Here is a 21,618-nt window from a genome sequence, read left to right as displayed (position 1 = left end):
CCCCATACCTGCTGTACCACTCACAAACTGTGCGCGATCCCAATCAAACGCTGTATTCCTTCGCGCAGCACCCCTTCGCTTGCAAAGGAATAACTTAGGCGAAGCCTTGACTTCATTTCCCCCAGTGGATCAAATAACTCCCCAGGAACAAAAGCGATCGACTGCGCCATACTTGAAGCAAACAGGCGATCCATCGTAAGATGCTCCGGTAGTTTCACCCATAGATTTAGTCCGCCTTGCGGAGTCGTCCATTCCCAGCCAGTCCCCGCCAGCTCCTCTTCTACAATTTCCTTATGCACTTGAAGCGCAATACGCAGCTTACCGAGATGCTGTTGCAAGCGTGGGGAGGTGTAGTAATGTAGAAATATTTTTTGATTCAGCAGCGGAGTGCCATTGTCTGCGAGTGATTTGGCCGTGATTAGACGCTCCATAAATGGATATCGGCAGGCCACCGCACAGATTCGTAAGCCAGGGGCTACATATTTACTGAAGCTGCTGATATAGATCACCCACCCCTCCGTATCATAAGCAAAAAAGGGCGGCGGCGGCTCCTCATCAAAATACATATCGCGGAACGGGTCATCCTCCACCAGTAAACAGCGATAACGTTCGGCCAGTTCTACCAACAGCTTGCGCTGTTGCACAGGCACCGTGTATCCCGTTGGATTGTGATGCGTTGGATTAATGTAGAACATACGCGGTTTATGCTTTTTCATCAAAGCTTCTACTTCCTCCAGATCATATCCCTCCGGAGTGATCTCTACCGGAACCAACCGTGCCCCCTCCCGGCGAAAAATATCCATAGCAACACTATAAGTAGGCCGCTCCACAAGCACCGTATCCAGAGGACCAAGCACAATCCGGGCAATCAGATTGATCGCCTGCTGTGCACCCGAGGTAATAAGCAGCTCTTCCGAAGTTAACTGCAGCCGATGTTGCTTCCGAAAGTGGTGGCTTAACGTCTCACGCAGCTCGTTATCCCCCTGGACCGAGGCATACGTTCCCATTACCTTGGGATATAGATCGAACACTTTTTTAACATAGTCAGATAGAAAAAGATTCGGCAGCAGCCCCGGATCAATCAGCGCCTGCGAGAACTGATACTTAACTGGCACTCTCTGAATATCAGACAGCGGATTAGTGAGCGCATAAGCCGATACTGCGGCTCCTACTTCAATAGCAGGAAGCGAGATTATGGGTGCCACGTAATATCCTGATTTATCTTTTACATAAACCTTTCCATCCTCCGTCAACCGTCTGTACGCTTTGAATACGGTCAGTCGATGTACCTTAAGCTCCTCCGCCAGCAGCCGTATAGAAGGAAGCTTATCATGTGCGACCCATTCCCCTCGCTCCATGCGATTTAATAGAAATTCATAGACCTGCCGAAACAAAGGATGATTATGCTCCGCTCCCACAACCTTTTTCATCTGGCTACAACTCCTCTCCGAACAACCTTGTAATCATATTGTACACGATTTCCGAATTAATCTGTTCTACACAAGGCAATCTGTTCTGTCCTCTCCCCTATATGATTAACAAAATGCCAGCTTATAAATTCTTATATTTTATAAAGCACACAAAAGGGGACTTTCAAAATGATCTTATTTGCTTATGCACTTGTATGTCTGATCTTCGGCACGACCTTTCTAGCTATCAAAATCGGCGTAGATGCCGGTGCGCCTCCTTTCTTTTCAGCGGGCTTAAGATTTTTTGTCGCAGGCGCTGTTCTATTCCTATGGATGGTCTGGAAACGAAAAGCCAGCTTCTCCTTGCTGTTGCGCAAAGAAATGTTGTTCACCGGGTCTGCACTAACCTTTGGCACCTTCGCGGGTCTCTACTGGGCTGAACAATATGTTTCTTCAGGGCTTGCAGCTGTACTCTCTGCCACTGGACCGATCATGATCCTGCTGCTCCAAACCTCTATTCTTCGGCAAAAAGCACCCGCCATCTCCCTATATGGCTGCATCATCGGCTTCACTGGCGTACTGCTGCTGGTTCTCCCCAATCTCGCCGTTGATATTTCACCACTGTGGCTCATCGGTTGCGCCGTAGTCCTAATTGGAGAGTGTTGCTATGCTGTAGGTGCGATTTACTCCAAAAAAGTAATTAACAGTATGCCTGAGGTCTCACCGATTGCGCTGAATGCGGCTCAAATGATGTATGGCGGTGCGTTGTTATTCATTCTTTCTTTTGCCACGGAAAAAGTACATCCTGCATTTCTCTTCTCATTCGAGACAGCAGGTTCACTGCTCTATCTCACAGTTATCGGCTCCATGGTCGGCCATACCTTGTTCTACTGGCTCGTAGCTAAGACCAACCCAGTGTTTCCTTCTACCTGGCTTTATATTTCTCCACCGATTGCCGTGGGTGTAGGCTTTTTCTTTTACAAGGAGTCCGTATCTTGGATTACAATTCTTGGAGTGTTCACCATCATTGCCGGAACGATCCTAGTGAATGCTGATGCTTTAAAGCAATTACTGCAAAAAAAGAAGATCAACACTGTTGCGTTAAAAAAATCAAATATATGACGTACTATATATTGCATTTATGACCACTATTGCGTATTATATAAACAAGTTAAATTAAACACAGCTAAATATGACTCATATATGAAAGGAGGATTCGCTTAACGGCGCTTCTTTTCTAAAGAGGAATGCCTTTTTTATCGGAAGTGGAGGGAATTGTGATCGAACTGACATCACGTCAAATAGAGATTATCGATATCGTTAACAAAAGAGCTCCGATTACCGGCGAACAGATTGCCGAAAGTTTGAACCTTACCCGGCCTACAATTCGCTCGGATCTGTCTGTTTTGGTTATGCTCAAATATATCGACGCCAAGCCGAAGGTCGGGTACTTCCCAGGATTGAAATCATCCAGTCGTCAGGGAAGCGGTTATCTGCTGCAGGAAACGATGGTCAAAGAAATTCAAAGTGTACCTATAGTTATCCGTGAGACCACAACTATTCAAGATGCCGTAGTTACGCTTTTTCTACAGGATGTAGGCACTCTTATTATCTGTGACGAAGAGGGTAAACTCACGGGCGTTGCTTCACGTAAGGATTTCCTAAAGGTAACCTTGGGCAACCCCGGTGCAGTCTCCATGCCCGTAAGCATGGTTATGACGCGCCAGCCCAAAGTGGTCACAACTTCACCGGATGAGCCGGTGCTTGAAGCTGCACATAAGATGATTTTTCACGAGGTAGACAGTTTGCCGGTGGTTGTTCCCAGCGCCGCTGAAGACGGTGGTACAAAACTGGATGTGGTAGGACGTTTAACAAAAACCTCCATCATCAAACTTCTCCTCGAACTTGAAGCCAAAGGATAACAGGAGGAACCCATGAGCATCGAGCAATCTTCCAACTTAATAACGATATGCTCGGATTCTATAGGAGATACGGCAGAGGCTGTCGTGCAGGCCGTTATTCACCAATTTCAGAATCAGCAGGTCACCATTAAAAGATACGGCAATATTAGGCATGAAGACGAGCTACGCAAGCTTATGGAAGAAGCAGCTCAGCATCAAGGTTTTGTCGCCTATACATTAGTGCAGCCAGAATTAAGAGAAATGATCCGCGAGGAAGCGGTACGTCTTGATTTGCGGATCGTTGATATCATGGGCCCTATGATGCAGGCCTTCATTGATACCTTCGACGATGCTCCTCAGCAGCGGCCAGGTCTTCTCCACCAGCTCGACGAGAATTATTTCCGCCGCATAGAAGCTATAGAATTCACCGTCGCCTGTGATGACGGCCGTGATCTGGGTGCCATGCTCAAAGCCGATATCGTTCTGCTGGGCATGTCCCGTACTTCAAAGACACCGCTTAGCATCTTTTTGGCCCATAGAGGAAAAAAAGTCGTTAACTATCCAATTATCCCGGAGATTGGTCCTCCGCAAGAACTATTAAGCTTGCCGCCGAACCGGCTTATCGGATTAACCATGAAACCCGAGTACATGCTGAAGGTCCGCTCTGAGCGGCTTAAGGTTCTCGGATTACCAACAGGTTCCCAATATGCAAGTCTGGAGCGGATCACCGAAGAGATGGAATACGCCGCTTCATTGTTCAACAAGCTGGGCTGTCCTGTAATTGATATTACTGACAAGGCTATAGAAGAAACCGCTGGTATTATTATGGGTTATATCTAAATTTCAGTATACAAAATATATAGAATGCACTGGAGGGAATTAGAATGGAGCGCGAACTGGCCCTTGAGATTGTACGGGTAACTGAACTAGGTGCTTTATCCTCGGCTCGTTGGATTGGACGGGGCGATAAAAATGCGGCAGATGATGCAGCCACGACTGCGATCCGTTCCATGTTCGATTCTGTGTCCATCGACGGAACTGTTGTGATAGGTGAAGGAGAGATGGATCATGCTCCAATGCTCTATATTGGTGAGAAAGTCGGGAACCAAAAAGGTCCCGCTGTCGATGTAGCCGTCGATCCTCTCGAAGGAACTGAGGTTGTTGCCTGCGGCCTGCATAATGCGCAATCTGTTATTGCTATAGCAGATAAAGGCAGCCTGCTGCATGCCCCGGACATTTATATGGAGAAGTTAGCCTGCGGGCCCGAGCTTGCCGGTAAGCTTAGACTCGAGGACCCTGTAGAGATCACTCTGCAAAAAGCCTGCCATTACACTGGCAAATCCCTCTCCGAGTTAACCGTAATGGTGCTGGATCGCAAACGGCATGAGCAGCTGATTAATAGCCTGCGTGAAGCCGGGGTACGAATAAAGCTGCTTGGTCACGGAGATGTCGCTGGCGCTATTGCGGCTGCACTGCCAGACAGCGATGTCGATTTATATATGGGTTCCGGTGGAGCACCCGAAGGTGTTCTTGCTGCCGCTGCACTGAAATGCCTTGGTGGTGAAATGCAGGGCAGATTGCTCCCGGATGGACCAGTAGAGCTACAGCGCTGTGTACGCATGGGAATTGCCAATCCAACGCGAGTGCTACACATGGAAGACATGGTTGGCACGGGCGACGTCCTCTTTGCCGCCACGGGTGTAACGTCAGGTGAATTCCTGAACGGTGTCCGTTTTATCGGCAAAGAACGCGCGGAGACACATTCGGTAATCATGCGGGCACAGAGCCGGACAATCCGCTATATTCGCAGCATTCATTTCCTGCCAGGAAAAGAAATACCGGCTGCGCAGACTGTTAGACAAAATGCTGTCTCTCTATAAAACCGCAAAAAACAGGCTATCTCACTAGCAGTATCCTTTGCTAGTGAGATAGCCTGTTTTGTTTTTTTACACTGAATGCTAATTGCTTCTTATTTATTTCCAATACGTTCACTCGCTAATGGATCTATATTAGCAACTTTCTCAAAGCGTTCTGCGTTCAGGCTGTTATACTTTGCGAAGATTTGTTTCACTTCTTGCTCCTTCTGCTCGCCTTCCACATCCACCATTACTAGAATATGACCTTCATCCACGTAATTATCGTAGCTCTCTGCTTCCTCTTCAGGGATGCCAAGGCCAATAAGTCCGCCGACTAACCCGCCACTGCCTGCGCCTATCGCCGCTCCGGCTAGTGTTGCCGCAAGAGGTCCGGCTGCAATAATAGGTCCAATACCAGGAATAGCCAAAGCGCCAATTCCCATCAGCAGCCCCGTTACTCCACCCAGCAGACCACCAGTAGCTGCACCTGTAGCCATACCCTCCGGGGCCACGGTTCCTGACTCGTCTCTAAGAGTTTCCTCGTCCGCTTTATTTCTCGCGATAATCGAAATATCCTCTGTCCTACAGCCCTGACGCTTCAACTCCTCAATAGCTCGCGAAGCTTCGTATTCGGCAGCAAAGACACCCACTATTCTCTTATTCATCTCCATTACCTCCTATTGATGTAGTTAGCTCATACGTTCAGCTTCATAGCTTACTTAACCAAACTGGACAGGGATAAACTACGATCTTTGAATTGTCTGCAATTCCGAGTTAATATTCCTTCTAAAATATGCTGTATAATAAAAGTAAGCGGGTACAACTACCTTGATTAACTCTATAGAAGAAAGAGAAGGAATCATCCATGGCGATATTTAACTATAATTCTGAGCGTCCCTTCCGAGGCAATCCCGACCTGCATCTCCATTACTGGGGGCGGGAGCAGTGTCTTCCCGGACATTTTTTTGGACCTGGGGTCCGTGACGTATATAAAATACATTTTATCCATGCAGGAACAGGTGAAGTTACTGTGGGTGAACAGACCCATTATCTTAGGCCAGGACAAGCTTTTCTCACCTATCCGCATATCGTAACTGCCTACACAGCAGACATAGCAAATCCATGGGCCTATTCTTGGGTAGCTTTTACCGGGGAGCAGGTTGATTATATTTTGGCCAAAACCGCCTTGTCACCTGAGCACCCGATCTTTCCAATGGATGAACAGCTTATGCCGAATTTATACGAGCTCCTGACACAAGCAGCTGAAGCTTCGGACAGTCTGGATCTACCTCTAAAAGCAATTATGTATGAGTTCTTTTCTCTGTTACTTCGAGCGGTGCCAGCAGTTCCAGATGTACTTCCTTTACCACGTCAAAAGAGTATTTACGTCGAGCAATGCCTGCACTTTTTGCATACACATTATTGTGAAAATATTTCGGTTGAGATGATGTCCTCTTCGCTCAAGCTGGATCGCAAATATTTATCCTCCTTGTTCAAACGGACAATAGGTATGCCACCCCAGCAGTATTTATTAAATTTCCGCATCGCTAAGGCGTGCGAGCTGCTGACAGAGACCCTATGCACGATTGGTGAAATCTCACGTTCTGTGGGCTATCAGGACCCCTTACTCTTTTCGCGGATGTTCAAGAAGGTGAAAGGTTGTTCGCCAAAAGAATACCGTAGCCGTCATCTCGAAAATGACATTGTACTATAAACTTCTTCCTTGCTGACATACGTTTGTCCGCGATCTTTCGCTACAATAAGGACGTAACGTACTAAGTAATAAGTGTTTAGAGGAGGAATAAATCATGTATAACGCAAGCGCTACCAGATATGACAATATGAAATATAATCGCACCGGAAAGAGCGGTCTACTCCTGCCAGCGATCTCGCTTGGTCTATGGCATAACTTTGGCGGCAACGACTTATTTGAGAATGGCCGCGCCATGGTAAGAAGAGCTTTTGATCTTGGAATCACTCATTTTGACCTTGCCAATAATTACGGTCCACCTGCAGGCTCCGCCGAAGAAAGTTTTGGCCAAATTCTTAAAAAGGATCTGACCCCTTATCGTGATGAGATGGTTATCTCTACTAAAGCTGGTTATTATATGTGGGCTGGTCCTTATGGTGAATGGGGCTCCAAAAAATATCTCGTCTCCAGCCTAGATCAAAGCTTAAAACGTATGGGACTGGATTATGTTGATATTTTTTATCACCACCGCCCAGATCCAAATACACCACTGGAAGAAACCATGGCTGCGCTGGACCTCGTGGTACGCCAAGGTAAAGCGTTGTATGTCGGGATTTCGAATTACGGACCTGAACAAACACGCGAAGCGGCACAAATTCTGCGTCGACTTGGCACGCCATGCCTGATTCATCAGCCAAACTATTCCATGATGTCCCGCTGGATTGAAGAGGGCTTGCAGGATGTATTGTCTGAAGAAGGCATCGGCTCCATTGTGTTCTCCCCGCTACAAGGTGGCATACTGACCGATCGCTATCTAAACGGAATCGCTCCTGATTCCCGTGCCGCTGGTCCAAGTGTATTCCTGTCTGAGAATGCCATTACCGAAGAGGCGATCGGCAAGGTTCGCAAACTGAACGAGATTGCTGCTGCACGTGGACAAAAAATGTCTCAGCTAGCGTTATCTTGGGTACTCCGTGGAGACAAAGTAACTTCTGCATTGATCGGCGCAAGTAAGGTAAGCCAGATTGAAGATGCCGTCGCTTCCTTAAATGCCCCAGAGCTTAGCGCTGAAGAACTAGAGCAAATTGAGGCAATTCTGCGGGGATAAAGCTTAGTTATAACAAGACAAAGACCAATGAGGTCAGGCAGCTTAAAGCTGCTCTGGCATTTCATTGGTCTTCTTTTTTATAGATTAGAGTTCTATTTGCTCACCCAAATATCTGCGTGATGTACACCATGATCAATAATCCAAAAATAAACGAATACGTCGAAGGCCGCTCATAACCATGGCCATGACTCTCCGGAATCAGCTCCTTGTAAACGATAAAGAGCATAGCCCCGGCTGCAAAAGCTAGACCATAACCCACAACATTATGCAGGTAACTAGCAGTAAAATACCCGATCACCGCAGATACCATCTCCATCAAGCCGGTAAGTGTAACGATTCCTAAGGCTTTTAGCTTGCTAGTTCGCGAATTCATCAGAAAGACCGCAAGAATCAAACCTTCCGGCATATTCTGTGCGCCAATGGCAATCGCCACGGTAGGACCTAAACTGGCCTGTTCGCTGGCATAACTGAAACCTGTACTGAGGCCTTCTGGTATGTTGTGGATGAACAGCGCAATCATAACAAGCAGCGCTTTTGAATCCATATTGGTATAACCGGGCTTATTCTCCACATCGATATGTGGGATGTTATTTTCAATTAAATCAAGCAGCAGCACTCCGGTAATCAAGCCCAAGGTTAAAGCGATAATCCCCGATTCTTTGATCGATTGCGGCATGAGTCCAAACGTGGAGGCGGACACCATAATCCCCGCAGTGAAGGCTACGAGGATATCTTTCCACTTCTCGGATAACCTCTTCACGAACAGGATCGGAAATGCTCCAAGAACGGTAGCCATTGCCGATACAAAGCTGCCAATAAGCGCAGATTCCAAACCTTCAACTCCTTTGGTACAAGTCGGATAGACCAACATATGTTTCAGAAAAAATAATTATTACTTTTTCATACATTTTCGAATGGTCCAATATAGTATGGATCATATCATAAAAGACCTCCCCTAGGTTCGGTTCATACCCTAAGGAGGTCTTTGTCTCACATATCATTATGCAACTCGGTTACACCAGCTTCTTCCGGATCTTGCCGGAAATCAAATCAATAATTGTGATCATCGCAATGATACCTAGCAGTATAATCCCCACGCGGTCCCAATTCCGTGAACTGAGCGCGAAGATTAACGGTGTGCCGATCCCCCCTGCTCCAATCACACCTAGAATCGTAGCCGAACGAACGTTAATTTCGAATCTATATAAGGTATAGGATAAGAATCCCGGCAGCACCTGCGGCAACACCGCAAACCACAATACCTGCATGCGGCTGGCACCAGAAGAAATTAAAGCTTCGAGTGGACCGTTGTCGATATTCTCAATCTCATCCGCGAACAATTTGCCGAGCATGCCCACCGAATGTAGTCCCAGAGCCAGCACACCTGCAAAAGAACCCGGTCCAACAGCCTTGATAAATAACAAAGCCATAATAATCTCAGGGAAGGTTCGTATAAAGCTCAACATCAGCTTGCCGGAACCTGAAATTACCTTTCCCTTGCTCATGTTAACTGCAGCCCAAAATGCAAAAGGAATACATAAAAAGGTCGAGATAAAAGTGCCTAGGATTGAAATAGCTAACGTCTCGAGCAATCCTCGCAGGAGATCCTCCCCATCTGGTAAATAAACGAAGGCCCAGTCAGGTGAGAATATCCCGGCAAAAATTGCTTTAGTAATGATCCCGGCGGTTTCTTTGAATCCATTAAACGGCACTCCCGAAAAAGCCCAAATATATAACGCGGCTAGGGCTACATAAATCAGCCAACGAAAACGATTTTTACGGGGTTTAGGGACAAGGGTATTCCATGATTTACTCATATTAATTTCTCCCGCAGCTTAGTGCTTACATAATCAATAATCAGTACTACTGCTAATGTGAACAAGATGATGGTGCAAGTCTTATCGTATTCCAAAAAGCCTAGGGTGACTTCATAATAGTGGCCGATCCCACCCGCTCCTACCAGACCTAAAACCGCCGCAGCACGAACATTAATCTCGAAGGCATATAGGACATAAGACATAAAATGAGCCTGTACCTGTGGAATGACTCCGAACATAATGCGTTGAATCTTATTAGCCCCCACTGAAGTCATTGCTTCCAAAGGTCCTTGATCAATCGTCTCCATCGTTTCATAGGTAAGCTTAGCGATCAGCCCCAACGAAAATATCGTCAATGCAAATATCCCAGGAAGCGCACCGAGGCCGAAAATAGCCACAAAGATAGAAGCCAACAGCAGATCGGGAATCGTACGGATCAGGTTCAGCAGCATACGGACCGGATAATGAAGCCAACGGCTTTGCGTAATATTGCTTGCACACAACAGCGCAACCGGAACCGCAAGAATGGCACCAAACGTTGTGCCAACCAGCGCCATCCGGATCGTCTCCAGCATCGCATCTATAATGTTGTCAAAATACCCCCAGTTCGGGGGAAACATTTCCTTAAGCAAATCAAGCATATTCGGCAGACCGGAGATCAGCTCCCCGAAGGATGAATCGGTTAAGACAGCACTTCTCCACAGTAATACTACTAATATAATGGCTGTGAAATAATGTTTTATCTTTCTTGGCGGTTTGGGATGTAGCTTCTCTGCATTTACACTCATCTCACACGCCTCCGACTACAGGCTCACCCAACAACTCATCCTGATGAATCGGTCTGCCGTAAATCTCAGCAAACCTCTCATCAGTTGCCTCTGATACAGGACCATCGAAGACAACCTCTCCTGCCCGGAGCCCGATAATCCGGGTAGCGTATTCTCTAGCCAGATCAATAAAATGCAAATTCACAATGGTCGTAATCCCCAGTTCCATATTAATCTTCTTTAGATCATCCATAACCTGCTTGGTTGTGAGCGGATCTAGTGAAGCTACAGGTTCATCTGCGAGGATAATCTGTGCCTCCTGCGCAAGAACACGGGCAATAGCAACACGTTGCTGCTGACCTCCAGATAGCTGATCTGCACGTGTATAGGCCTTCTCGGCGATATTTACCCGATCAAGGGATTCGAAGGCTAAATCGATATCCTTTTGTGGGAATCTGCCAAGTATCGTCCGCAGTGTGGAATGATAGCCCACCCGTCCTGCCAAAACATTACGAAGCACCGTCGTACGTTTCACTAAGTTGAAGCTTTGAAAGATCATTCCGATATTCCTACGGATCATTCGTAGCCGGCTTCCTTTTGCATTCGTGATGGACTGCCCGTTAATAAGAATATTACCTTCGGAAATATCATGAAGCCGGTTAATGGAACGCAGCAAGGTCGACTTCCCTGCTCCCGAAAGACCAACAATAGCTACAAATTCTCCGGCTGGAATGGTCAGGTTAATGTTGTTTAATCCTTTGGTTCCGTTTAGATACGTTTTGGATACATTACGAAGCTCTATCATGAAATCATCCCTTTATGTGTTTTCGTATATTCGTATAAAAGAGATAGCCAGATCCGGGGGGGAATCCGGAGCTGGCTATCCTTAATGCCTGTTATACACCAACATCGTTGTATCCTTGAACGGCCTGTTCTACTCTGTTTTTACTTTACTGTTGTATTCGCGAACAATGTCAAAGTTGCTGTCTTGTGATTTCACATAACCTTCATGAGAGTAAATGTCTTTGATAATCTCATGGCCTTCTGTGTCAGCTGCGATATCAATGAATGCCTGCTGGATTTTTTCTATCCATTCTTTATTCATATCTGAACGGACCGAAATCGTATCGTTAGGAATTTTATCAGTAAAGGCGAGAACTTGAGTATCTTCAAATACTTTTGGATAATCCTTAACGACCGTGTTCCGGGCATCTTGGAAAATAGCTGCTGCATCTACGTCACCATTCAGCACAGCAAGCACGCCTTGATCATGACCTTTAACCGTAATGGCTTGTACATCCTTCAACGGATCAAGTCCTGCATCCATTAGTGTTGCAGCCGGCCATACAAAACCTGCTGAGGATGTAACGTTTTGATAGGCAATTTTTTTACCTTTCAAATCGGCAACCGATTTGATCGCAGAATCCTTCTTGACGATAATCATAGATTTATAGAAATCCGCTAATTCATCTGTTGGACCACCGGTTTCATCATTTACACCAAAACGTTGAGCCTGAAGAATAACCTCAGCTGCTCCTTTTTCTTTAGCTAACACGTAAGCAGTTGGAGGAAGGAAACCTACATCCACTTTTTTAGAGGCCATAGCTTCGATAACGGTGTTGTAATCAGTAGAGACACTTACTTCTACAGGAATACCGAGCTTGTCACCCAGTAATTTTTCAAGAGGTTTCGCTTTAGCTTCGAGCGTATCTGCATTTTGAGAAGGAACAAATTGTACAGTAAGCTTCTCTGGAACATAACCCTCTGCTACAGGAGCTGCCGTTTCCTTCGGTGCATTTGCCCCGTCCGTCGATCCTTGGTTTGCATTATTTGTAGTGTTGTTAGCGCCACAACCACTAAGCAATGTAATAGACATCATTAGCGGCAATACGAATTTACTGATTTTTCTCAAACGAAAGACCTCCACTGTTTTCTATTTTTATTTTTGAGTACTTCTAAACTATAGATGTGTTTTATTAAATCAATAGCAACCAAGCATCAAATATATGTAAAATTTATTCCAATCTCTTAAAGTTACCAAATTATCTGCTAGAATGAGGTCTGAACTTATTATCAGGAGGGGCTACCTATGAATAAAGAGAATTCAATAACCTGTGAAATCCTCGTAACAAGTGATCTACATGGACATTTTGGGCCCGTCGATTACCGCACGGGGGAGAAACGACCAGCAGGCTTAGCAACAATTGCTACCCTCATTAAACAAGAAAGATCCCATACTCCTGAGCTGATCCTTATAGATAACGGTGATCTTATTCAAGGCACACCGTTAACTTATTATGCAGCTACACATTATAGTAATGAGCTGAATCCGGGCATAGCTGCACTAAATGAATTGAAATATGACGCTGCAATTATTGGCAACCATGAATTCAATTTTGGCAAAACTCTGCTGAATAAAGCCGTTCAGGATTCCTGCTTTCCTTGGTTATCAGCTGGAATTATAGATAACACGACAAATCAACCCGCCTTTGGTAAACCCTATATCATCAAATGGGTAGATAAAATCAAAGTAGCCGTTCTAGGGGTTACGACGCATTACATCCCCCACTGGGAGAACCCTAGCCATATTGAAGGGCTTCAATTTGAGGATTCGCTAGAGACTGTAAAACATTGGTGTGCCATTATACGGGCAGAAGAGCAGCCTGATCTGCTCGTTGTAGCTTACCACGGCGGATTCGAACGCGATCTAAGCAGTGGAGAACCTGTAGAAAGACTAACGGGGGAGAATCAAGCCTACGCCATGTGTACAGAGGTAGAGGGCATAGATGTGCTAATTACCGGACATCAGCACCGCTCCATAGCTGGAGAGTTGAACGGTGTTACAATCATACAACCTGGTTGTAATGGACTTTCCCTCGGTAAAATTTCGGTTATTTTCCAAAAAGAAAATACACACTGGAAGATTCAGCGTAAACATGCCGAGCTCCTTAACGTTAATGAGACAACAGCTGCAGATGAAATAATCCTAGAGCTGAGCAGTACTCTTGAATCAGAAACACAAACTTGGCTGGATGAGAGAATAGGAACGGTTATCGGGGACCTGTCTATTTCCAGTGCTGATGAATGCCGCTTAGCTGACCACCCTTTTATAGAATTTATGAATAAGGTACAAATGGAGGCTACTGGCATAGATATTTCTACAGCAGCCTTACTCAGTAACGATTGCAAGGGTTTCAGCGAAACCATCACACGCAGAGACATTTTATCGAACTTCATTTATCCCAACACCTTAACCGTCCTAAGACTGACAGGACAAGATATTAGAGAGGCCTTAGAACAAACCGCTAACTATTTCCAACAAGACGAAAACGGAATAATCGTTAACCCCGCCTACATCGAGCCTAAACCGCAGCATTACAATTATGATATGTGGGAAGGAATACAATACGAGCTTGATACCGCTAGACCTGTAGGCGAAAGAGTCCTCCATCTGCTGTACCAAGGTCAGCCTATAGAGGACTCTAAAGAATATGAGGTTGTTATGAACAATTATAGAGCCAGCGGTGGCGGAGATTATGAGATGTATAAGGGTAAACCGATTGTTCAAGAAATTATGATCGACATATCTGAAATTGTCACGGACTACATTGAAAAGCATGGCCAAATTGAAGCTACCTGTGACCATAATTGGAGAGTTGTTTAGGCTTTAGCGATGAACACCCCAATGTCGCTCTCTATTAACTTCAATGCACTTCTCCAGAAGTCGACGGAGTGAACATCTAGATACATTGTTTTTGCTACATCAACAATATTATGTTTGCTGGTATCCCTAAGGAACTGGCGATACTTAGGGGCGAACTCTTCGCCCCTCTTTAAATATTCCGCGTACAGTCCTTTAGAGAATAACAAACCAAAGGAATACGGGAAATTCAAAAATTCATTACTAGCCATAAAATATCCAGCTTTGTTCATCCACATGTACGGATGGATTGTACCCGGGTCAATGCCCTCACCATAGGCTTCCACCATACAGGCAATCATCAATTCATTTAGCTCTTGAACAGACAGCGGGCCTAATGCTCTTCTCTCATATAATTTGATCTCAAATAAATAACGGGCATAAAAGTCTACAAGATAATAACCGGCATCAGAAATACTTCTCTCCAGAATAAGCAGAGCTTCCTTCTCCGTTGAATTTGTAATTATGGCATGGTTCACTATCGTCTCACAAAAAATCGAAGCCGTTTCAGCAATCGGAATCGGGTAATCCGTATTCAGCATCGTTTCATTAGCCAGACAGGAGCTATGATAGGCATGGCCGAGCTCATGGGCAAGGATACTAATATCTATAGCATTTCCGGTGAACTGGGTCATAATTCTGCTCTCGCCAATCGGAAAAATATCAATGCAAAGTCCATACCCCCCTTTGCCTGATCTAGGTTCTGCATCAATCCATTGCTGATCAAAAGCCTTCTGAGCAAAACAAGACAGTTCCTCACTAAAGGTTGCGAAGCTCGAGAAGATTGTATCTTTGGCGTTAGCGTATGTAATTTTCCCGTTTTCTACACCGACTGGTGCAAAAATATCGTAAAAAGGCAGCTTTGCCGGATGTCCCAGCAGCTCGGCTTTCTTTTGATAATAGGTATGAAAGGCTGGCAGGCTCTCCCGAAGAGCAGTGAGCATAGCGGCTAAAGTCTCACTGTCCATTCTCGAAGCGATTAACACTTTTTCCAAAGAAGATTGATAACCCCGCATGCCATAAATCGTCAGCGCCTCACCACTAATGCCATTTAAGCTGGCTGCGCAGACCTCAGCAATACGACTACAGGCTTCTGCCTCCGCTTCATAAGCAGCTTTTCTTAAGCTGGCATTATTCTCATAAGCCATACTTCTTAGCTCCGCAAGTGTCACTTGTCTAGTTTCCCCATCTACCACTAGATCTGCAAGTGCACTTGAAGTCCTCTCCATATACAGTCTGCTCCATGCTTTAGATCCTGTACTCTGCATTTTGGCTATGGCCATTTCAAGTTCTTCGCTTAACTCATAGCGGGATTGTAACAGGAGTTCTCGCAAATAAAATTGATGCTCCATTAGATAAGGTGAGCCACCGATAAGCTCATCCATATGATCACAAGTGCTAAACCAGCGCTTAAAAGCCACAACTACCCCTATGATTTCTGAATTGGCCTCCTCAATATCATCAGCAAGATTCATGGCTTCCTCGTAGCAACTATCTGCGCTGAGTGTTAACTCTGCATAAGCTAACAAGCATACATATATGCTTTTATAATCATTATAAATTCTTAAAAAGCCCTCCACAGACATGGCTGTAACGTCTTTTACTTTCAAATGGTGCTCAGCCCACCGCTTTAAATCTTGTATATGCTGGTCCAGTAGCTTGCGATCCCTTTTTAACTGCTCCGATTCAAAGGAAGGATATAAACTATCTAAGTTCCATGTCATATTCATTCGCAAATCTCTCCCCCTTCGATTCCTATTCTTCTAAGCATAATCCATCCTGCCAGAAAAGTGCATCGACATAATGTACTTCTTCTCTTCATACACAAAAAAAGGACCCTGCCAACGTCCGGCAGGGTCAAAGTCTATATTATAAGGGGGTTATGTGATTACTATAACCCTCTTAGCTTAAAATAATATGAATAGTAGATAAAGATTGGCTTAATCTCCGAACCCTATTGACTTAAGGTTGATGGATTCACTCTAGCTTTGTTAATCTGAATTCCCACATACACGATAAGGAACAACACCATAAACCCAGCCGAATAACGATACATTATCCCATAATCAGTTGCTGCCGAGATTGCCCCCAGAATAATGGCTCCGCTGGCTACACCCAAATCCGTTGAGTTATAGAACATACTGTTGGCCATACCATATTGTGCTGGAGTTGAGGTGCGAAGCATCCAAGCCTGGATCGTTGGCTGAATAGCGCCGAAGCCAAGTCCATATAGCAGTGCAGAAACGATGAGCATTGGCATAGAGGTCGTATAAGAAAGCACAGTTAAGCTTGCAACGACGCAAACCGCCGCCGGGATTAGGACAGAAGCTGGTCCTCTTTTATCAAATAATCTGCCGGAGATAGGTCTTATAATGATGATCGTAACCGCATTAAATAAAAAGAACAAACCCACTTGCTCCAGATGAACTGATTCGCCGAATAAAGCGATAAAGCTTAGCAATCCCCCGTAGGTAATTGCCAACATGACATTTAGAATGGCAGGCAATACTAACTTTGTATTAAACGGAACCTTGAGAGGTTTGGTGGACTCACTTTGATTCGGGGTAGGCTGTTTTTTCGGTTGTGCAGGAAGTGAACGAGAAAATAAAAGTACTGGAAAGGCAAGAAGTAAGGTTACCATACCGATCATAGCCAGTGTTCCAAAACCCGATTGTTTCATCACATTCAAACCAATCATTGGACCGATCGACATCGCCAGGCTGGTGGATAAACCGAAATAACCTATCCCTTCACCCATTCTTTTGCTCGGAATAATCTGTGAAACAATCGTGGGAATAATCGTGCTGGCAATCCCGAATCCAATCCCATAGCCCACACGCATCAGCAGCAGCGAGCCAATGGAATCTGCTACAACATAAAGGCCGGTAATAGCGGCGGCAATTGCTAAACCAATATATAATAATACATTGCGGCTAACCTTTCGCATCAGAAAAGCGGTCATAAAACGTGAAGCGATCGCAGTTAATGCAAAGACGCTGGTAACGAGGCTGACCATAATATCTCCGGCCTGAAATTCGCTTTTTACGTAAGACGGAAATGAAGATAACAACATCTGTAAATTCATAAATAAAAATAAAGCACTAATCGTTAAAGCAATAAAAGATTTGGTCCATAATTTCGTACGTAGTTCTTGTTGTTCTAACATAACTTGCCTTCCTACTCTCCATCTGTTATTTGATCTACATGATTGTTTATTCTTAGCAGCAATTCCATGAGCAACTCATATTCCTTACTAGAAATACAGTTCATAATCTCTTCTGTCACCTTATCTTCAATAGGAACGGTTTCCTTCACCAGAGACCTTCCTTTTTCCGTAATATAGACTTTAAAAGAACGCCGATCGTTCTCACCGGTTCTTTTGTAAATCAGTCCCTTTCCTTCCAAATGATCCAGAATTCGCGTTGTAGTTGGCTTATCCTTACCAGAGCGCTTAGCAATGTCCTTCTGAATCAAACCTTCCGTTCTGTCAATATGAAAAAGGACTGACCATTGCTCTGGTGTTATATCATGTTCTTTCAGCCCACTTTGAAATAACATGCTTAATTTACGATAAGTCGTGCCCATCATAAATCCTAACGTAAGCTCGGATTGGTTATGCTTTGTCGTCATGATCGTATCCCTTCTCAATTAACACTGTTTTAATAGTTGCTTAAACAATTATATTCCTAACAACTAATTTTGTAAAGGTGAAGCAAAGCTATAAACTAACTATTATAAAGTTGCTTGACAAAGCACACTGTGTGCGGTATTATTATCTCATCTTAAAGATACTTAACTTAAAGACAACCAGAGTTTACTACTCTTGAGATAAATAATTTTTAAAGGTTGTGTACTTCATGGGATTTCTAGACAAACTATTTGGTAGAACAAAAATTGAGGAGGAACAAACAATGTCAAAATTAAACATCGGTATTATTCTCGGAAGTACTCGTCAAGGTCGTTTAAGCCCGCAAGTAGGAGAATGGGTTAAAAAGATTGCGGATGCACGCGGGGATGCTAATTATGAGATCATAGATATTGCAGATTTCAAGCTTCCACTATTGGGTGAGGCTGATGCAACTGAACAAGCAACAGCATGGAACACTAAACTCGCTACACTAGACGGTTTCGTATTTATCGTACAAGAATATAACCACAGTATTTCTGCATCACTGAAAAATGCGCTCGATTATGCCCGTGAAGCTTGGAATAATAAAGCAGCAGGTATCGTAAGTTATGGTTCCGTAGGGGGCGCTCGTGCAGCTGAACATCTACGCGGAATCTTGGGAGAACTATCTGTAGCAGACGTTCGTGTACACCCTGCATTGTCACTGTTCACTGATTTCGAGAACGGAACTGTGTTTAAACCAGCGGATCTGCATCTTACCAATCTTAATGGGATGCTGGATCAAGTCTTGGCTTGGAGTGGCGCATTGAAAACTCTACGTTAAGATAGCGCCTTACCCCTCTGTTATGTTATGAAGTACACCCTTTAGAATAGACATTTGATAAACCTTTGGTTTGTCCGGTCGATTCTAGAGGGTGTATTTTTTATGTGTGATGAAATGAGCACCCTGTGTAGAATCTAATCTGGTATAATCGGCGGGGATTTTAATCTACAGCAAGGAGCAATGATCATGTGGTTTATGTTTGCATTATTAACAGCCTTCGCTTGGGGAGGGGCTGACTTATTTTATAAAAAGGGGACCGATAGTCAGGATCGGTATAGCCATATTAAGATTGTCATTATCGTGGGGATAGTCATGGGTATTCACGCAACAGCTTATATGCTCATTCAAGGATTAACCTTTGATCCTATGGACTTAATCCGATATTTCCCTGTGTCTGCACTCTATATCCTGTCGATGGCAGTTGGTTATATTGGACTCAGATATATTGAGTTATCCATTGCCTCCCCCGTACAAAATTCATCTGGCGCTGTAACGACGATATTATTATTTATCTTTTTCACCCATGAGCTAGGGGCGCTTGAAATCGTTGGTGTTGCCGTTATCACCTTGGGCATTATCGGGATCGCCATCTTGGAAAAGAGAGCAGAACACCAAGCGCTTCAAAACAGCACCACACAGATTGATAAAAAATATCAGATTGGCGTGATCGCCATCATTTTTCCAATCCTATACTGCCTAATCGATGGACTTGGCACCTTTGCCGATGCTATTTATTTGGATGAACTCAGCCTGATTAGCGAAAAAGCAGCTCTGCTCGCGTATGAATACACCTTCTTTATATGTGCCATCTTGTCTTTTACATACCTGAAATTTTTTAAAAAGGTAAAGTTCAACCTATTTAAAGAACGGGATAAGGGCTTCGCAGCCATTCTGGAAACGACCGGACAATTCTTCTACGTATTTGCTATGTCCAGCAACGCGATTATCGCGGCACCACTTATTGCTTCATACAGCATTTTTTCCGTAATATTATCGCGAATCTTCCTCAAAGAAAAACTAAGCAAGGCACAATATGCCGTTATTATCGTTGTGATTCTAGGGATTGCTTTGTTGGGGGTTGCGGACGAGCTGTAGCTTCGGTACACAAAAAGACCTGCTAAGTAGGCTTCATTGCTTACTAGCAGGTCTATTCTATAGTTGCTTATTCCGGCCTATCTATTGTAAAAATCTCTCCAAGGGTTGCGTAATTATTTCCCGCCAAACGGCTCACAGCGTTTAGAACTCTCGGGTCAATATGCCCTTCCTGATAGATCGATTCATCGATATGGAATTGAACAATTTCGCCAATAAACAAGTCACTCCCAGGTTCTTCGCCACCTAGAGGAATTGCTTGAACAAGCTTGCACTCCATCCGCACCTTCGCCTCCAAAACGCCAGGCACAGCAACACTTGTACTTTGAATCGGTGTAAGATTCGCCAGTTCAATTTCACTTTCAGAAGCAGGTAATGTGGCTGCAGTCTGATTGATCTTCGCAACATTCTCCCCATCTACAATATGCACAACAAACTGTTGATTATCGTAAATATTACGGGCTGTATCTTTTAAACGCCCTGCTGGTCTTTGAATTGCCAATGAAACCATTGGAGGATTGGACGAAACGATATTAAAATAGCTAAAAGGTGCACCATTTAAGAGACCCTCTTCTGATTGTGTTGTGACAAAGGCTATAGGTCTAGGAATAATAGTGCCAATTAATAATTTGTAATTTTCCCGCTCACTGTTGTGCTTTGGATCAATTGAAATCAATTTCCTCAGCCCCTTCTTCACTCTTTCACAAAGTCGATCGTACTTCTAACGGTATCAATAGGACGGACTAACTTCTCAATTTGCTCACGTTTAGGTTCCAAGAAAGGTGGCAATGAAAGCTTCTCGCCAACGGTTTCATATTCCTCATCTCCCATAAATCCTGGCCCGTCAGTGGCAAGCTCAAACAATATTTGTGGTGCAACACGTGTATACAACGACTCGAAGAAGTGACGATCTACATATCCTGAAGTTTGGAATCCAAAGCCTTCAAAACGCTCTGTCCACTCGTCCAGCATCGCACGATCCTCTACACGGAAAGCAGCATGGTGAACAGTCCCAAAACCTTGGCGTGAATTCGGTAAGAACTCGTTATGCTCTACAATAATTTGTGCACCGTTTCCGCCTTCGCCAACTTCAAATAAATGATACGTCTCTTCCTGAGCAATTTCTTTAAACAACATCACTTTCTCCAATACTTCTTTGAAGTAGTTCAAGTCAGCAATTCGTACAAAGATCGGTCCCAAGCCAGTTATTGCATACTCCAAAGGGATAGGTCCTTTTTGCCACGGTGTACCTGATACGACACCTTTATTCAATTCATCTGAAATAAGTTGATACTGTTGATCATCGAAATCTACGAAGGATAATGTCTTTTTGCCGAATTGCTCTTTAATGCCGGTATGCTTCACTGCAAGCCGATCAAAACGCTTAACCCAGTAGTCTAATGCTGCATCTGTTGGTACCCGGAAGGATGTTTTCGCAATCTCGTTAGTTCCATGAACCCCTTTAGGGATGTTAGGAAAATCAAAGAAGGTCATATCTGTTCCGGCGCTGCCCTTATCATCTGCAAAAAACAAATGATACGTCTGAATATCATCTTGATTAACTGTTTTCTTCACTAGACGCATACCTAACACGTAAGTAAAAAACTCGTAATTTTTCTCTGCACTGCTTGTGATGGCTGTAACGTGGTGAATCCCTTTTAAGTTTCTCATTGTTATACACTCCTAATGTTTAGTTGATTTTGACTCGTAATATAATTCCCAAGAACAAAAAGGTTTAGTTTAATTATCTTAATATTAAGATATCACTTAAAAAAAAAGATCTTTTTCTACTGTACAAGCTCTTTGGTGGATAACATCGAGTTTTTT

At 44.3% G+C, this 21,618-nt stretch carries 21 protein-coding genes; 9 read left to right on the top strand and 12 right to left on the bottom strand.

Annotation, left to right across the window (positions count from 1 at the left end; translation table 11 throughout):
• Positions 1 to 20 precede the first annotated feature (20 nt).
• Positions 21 to 1,430: an aminotransferase-like domain-containing protein gene (locus tag MHH89_RS27295; RefSeq protein ID WP_076130628.1), complete on the bottom strand. Its 1,410-nt coding sequence runs from the start codon at positions 1,428 to 1,430 to the stop codon at positions 21 to 23.
• 168 nt (positions 1,431 to 1,598) lie between these two features.
• On the opposite strand from MHH89_RS27295, the gene MHH89_RS27290 reads away from it, so the two are divergent.
• From MHH89_RS27290 to glpX, 4 genes are all read left to right on the top strand, one after another.
• A complete protein-coding gene (locus MHH89_RS27290) occupies positions 1,599 to 2,531 on the top strand; it encodes a DMT family transporter (RefSeq protein WP_076130627.1) in 933 nt (310 codons plus the stop codon).
• A gap of 125 nt (positions 2,532 to 2,656) precedes the next feature.
• A complete protein-coding gene (locus MHH89_RS27285) occupies positions 2,657 to 3,331 on the top strand; it encodes a helix-turn-helix transcriptional regulator (RefSeq protein ID WP_051490920.1) in 675 nt (224 codons plus the stop codon).
• Between the two features lie 12 nt (positions 3,332 to 3,343).
• A complete protein-coding gene (locus MHH89_RS27280) occupies positions 3,344 to 4,150 on the top strand; it encodes a pyruvate, water dikinase regulatory protein (protein WP_038568970.1) in 807 nt (268 codons plus the stop codon).
• Positions 4,151 to 4,194: 44 nt separating this feature from the next.
• Positions 4,195 to 5,190, top strand: a complete 996-nt coding sequence (gene glpX, locus MHH89_RS27275) for a class II fructose-bisphosphatase (protein ID WP_340012001.1) — start codon at positions 4,195 to 4,197, stop codon at positions 5,188 to 5,190.
• An 89-nt stretch (positions 5,191 to 5,279) separates the two neighbouring features.
• On the opposite strand, the gene MHH89_RS27270 is transcribed toward glpX, so the two are convergent.
• Positions 5,280 to 5,831 carry a general stress protein gene (locus tag MHH89_RS27270; RefSeq protein ID WP_038568969.1) on the bottom strand — a complete coding sequence of 184 codons (552 nt, stop codon included), beginning with the start codon at positions 5,829 to 5,831 and terminating at the stop codon, positions 5,280 to 5,282.
• Positions 5,832 to 6,031: 200 nt separating this feature from the next.
• Between MHH89_RS27270 and MHH89_RS27265 the strand changes: the two genes are divergently transcribed.
• Together MHH89_RS27265 and MHH89_RS27260 are read left to right on the top strand one after the other, a co-directional pair.
• Positions 6,032 to 6,880, top strand: a complete 849-nt coding sequence (locus MHH89_RS27265) for an AraC family transcriptional regulator (RefSeq protein ID WP_341088583.1) — start codon at positions 6,032 to 6,034, stop codon at positions 6,878 to 6,880.
• Positions 6,881 to 6,974: 94 nt separating this feature from the next.
• Positions 6,975 to 7,964: an aldo/keto reductase gene (locus MHH89_RS27260; protein ID WP_370510728.1), complete on the top strand. Its 990-nt coding sequence runs from the start codon at positions 6,975 to 6,977 to the stop codon at positions 7,962 to 7,964.
• Positions 7,965 to 8,064: 100 nt separating this feature from the next.
• On the opposite strand, the gene MHH89_RS27255 is transcribed toward MHH89_RS27260, so the two are convergent.
• From MHH89_RS27255 to MHH89_RS27235, 5 genes are all read right to left on the bottom strand, one after another.
• Entirely contained in the window at positions 8,065 to 8,796 is a 732-nt protein-coding gene (locus MHH89_RS27255; RefSeq protein WP_036676473.1) for a ZIP family metal transporter, read from the bottom strand.
• Positions 8,797 to 8,977: 181 nt separating this feature from the next.
• Positions 8,978 to 9,781 (bottom strand): phosphonate ABC transporter, permease protein PhnE, encoded by an 804-nt coding sequence (gene phnE, locus MHH89_RS27250; protein ID WP_036676480.1) that lies wholly within the window; start codon positions 9,779 to 9,781, stop codon positions 8,978 to 8,980.
• Positions 9,778 to 10,569, bottom strand: a complete 792-nt coding sequence (gene phnE, locus MHH89_RS27245) for a phosphonate ABC transporter, permease protein PhnE (RefSeq protein WP_036676482.1) — start codon at positions 10,567 to 10,569, stop codon at positions 9,778 to 9,780. The genes phnE (MHH89_RS27250) and phnE (MHH89_RS27245) overlap by 4 nt, the downstream gene beginning before the upstream one ends.
• Position 10,570: 1 nt before the next feature.
• Complete coding sequence (gene phnC, locus MHH89_RS27240; RefSeq protein WP_076187310.1) at positions 10,571 to 11,353, bottom strand: phosphonate ABC transporter ATP-binding protein; 783 nt, start codon at positions 11,351 to 11,353, stop codon at positions 10,571 to 10,573.
• Positions 11,354 to 11,482: 129 nt separating this feature from the next.
• Positions 11,483 to 12,460 (bottom strand): phosphate/phosphite/phosphonate ABC transporter substrate-binding protein, encoded by a 978-nt coding sequence (locus MHH89_RS27235; RefSeq protein WP_038568963.1) that lies wholly within the window; start codon positions 12,458 to 12,460, stop codon positions 11,483 to 11,485.
• A 177-nt stretch (positions 12,461 to 12,637) separates the two neighbouring features.
• Here MHH89_RS27235 and MHH89_RS27230 point away from each other — a divergent pair, with 177 nt between their 5' ends.
• Positions 12,638 to 14,212, top strand: coding sequence for a bifunctional metallophosphatase/5'-nucleotidase (locus MHH89_RS27230; RefSeq protein ID WP_076309560.1), 1,575 nt, complete (start codon positions 12,638 to 12,640; stop codon positions 14,210 to 14,212).
• Here MHH89_RS27230 and MHH89_RS27225 read toward each other — a convergent pair.
• The 3 genes from MHH89_RS27225 to MHH89_RS27215 form a co-directional block, all read right to left on the bottom strand.
• On the bottom strand, positions 14,209 to 15,978 hold the full coding sequence (locus MHH89_RS27225) for a M3 family oligoendopeptidase (RefSeq protein ID WP_076305590.1): 1,770 nt from the start codon (positions 15,976 to 15,978) through the stop codon (positions 14,209 to 14,211). The two genes, MHH89_RS27230 and MHH89_RS27225, sit on opposite strands and share 4 nt — an antisense overlap.
• 224 nt (positions 15,979 to 16,202) lie before the next feature.
• Positions 16,203 to 17,414 carry an MFS transporter gene (locus MHH89_RS27220; RefSeq protein ID WP_076278044.1) on the bottom strand — a complete coding sequence of 404 codons (1,212 nt, stop codon included), beginning with the start codon at positions 17,412 to 17,414 and terminating at the stop codon, positions 16,203 to 16,205.
• An 11-nt stretch (positions 17,415 to 17,425) separates the two neighbouring features.
• Positions 17,426 to 17,878, bottom strand: a complete 453-nt coding sequence (locus MHH89_RS27215; protein WP_036676493.1) for a MarR family winged helix-turn-helix transcriptional regulator — start codon at positions 17,876 to 17,878, stop codon at positions 17,426 to 17,428.
• Between the two features lie 281 nt (positions 17,879 to 18,159).
• Between MHH89_RS27215 and MHH89_RS27210 the strand changes: the two genes are divergently transcribed.
• Together MHH89_RS27210 and MHH89_RS27205 are read left to right on the top strand one after the other, a co-directional pair.
• On the top strand, positions 18,160 to 18,699 hold the full coding sequence (locus MHH89_RS27210; protein ID WP_036676495.1) for an NADPH-dependent FMN reductase: 540 nt from the start codon (positions 18,160 to 18,162) through the stop codon (positions 18,697 to 18,699).
• Positions 18,700 to 18,885: 186 nt separating this feature from the next.
• Positions 18,886 to 19,794, top strand: coding sequence for a DMT family transporter (locus tag MHH89_RS27205; protein ID WP_339171756.1), 909 nt, complete (start codon positions 18,886 to 18,888; stop codon positions 19,792 to 19,794).
• A gap of 67 nt (positions 19,795 to 19,861) precedes the next feature.
• Here the strand turns inward: MHH89_RS27205 and MHH89_RS27200 are convergent, their stop codons facing one another.
• Together MHH89_RS27200 and MHH89_RS27195 are read right to left on the bottom strand one after the other, a co-directional pair.
• On the bottom strand, positions 19,862 to 20,467 hold the full coding sequence (locus MHH89_RS27200) for a flavin reductase family protein (protein WP_076309559.1): 606 nt from the start codon (positions 20,465 to 20,467) through the stop codon (positions 19,862 to 19,864).
• 17 nt (positions 20,468 to 20,484) lie between these two features.
• Entirely contained in the window at positions 20,485 to 21,462 is a 978-nt protein-coding gene (locus MHH89_RS27195; RefSeq protein ID WP_076280468.1) for a ring-cleaving dioxygenase, read from the bottom strand.
• Between the last annotated feature and the right edge of the window lie 156 nt (positions 21,463 to 21,618).

It is taken from the genome of Paenibacillus sp. FSL H7-0323, assembly GCF_038002725.1.
GTDB classification, from domain to species: Bacteria; Bacillota; Bacilli; order Paenibacillales; family Paenibacillaceae; genus Paenibacillus_AQ; species Paenibacillus_AQ odorifer.
Note: the sequence above shows the minus strand (reverse complement) of the source record. Positions and strands in the feature narration are given on the sequence as shown.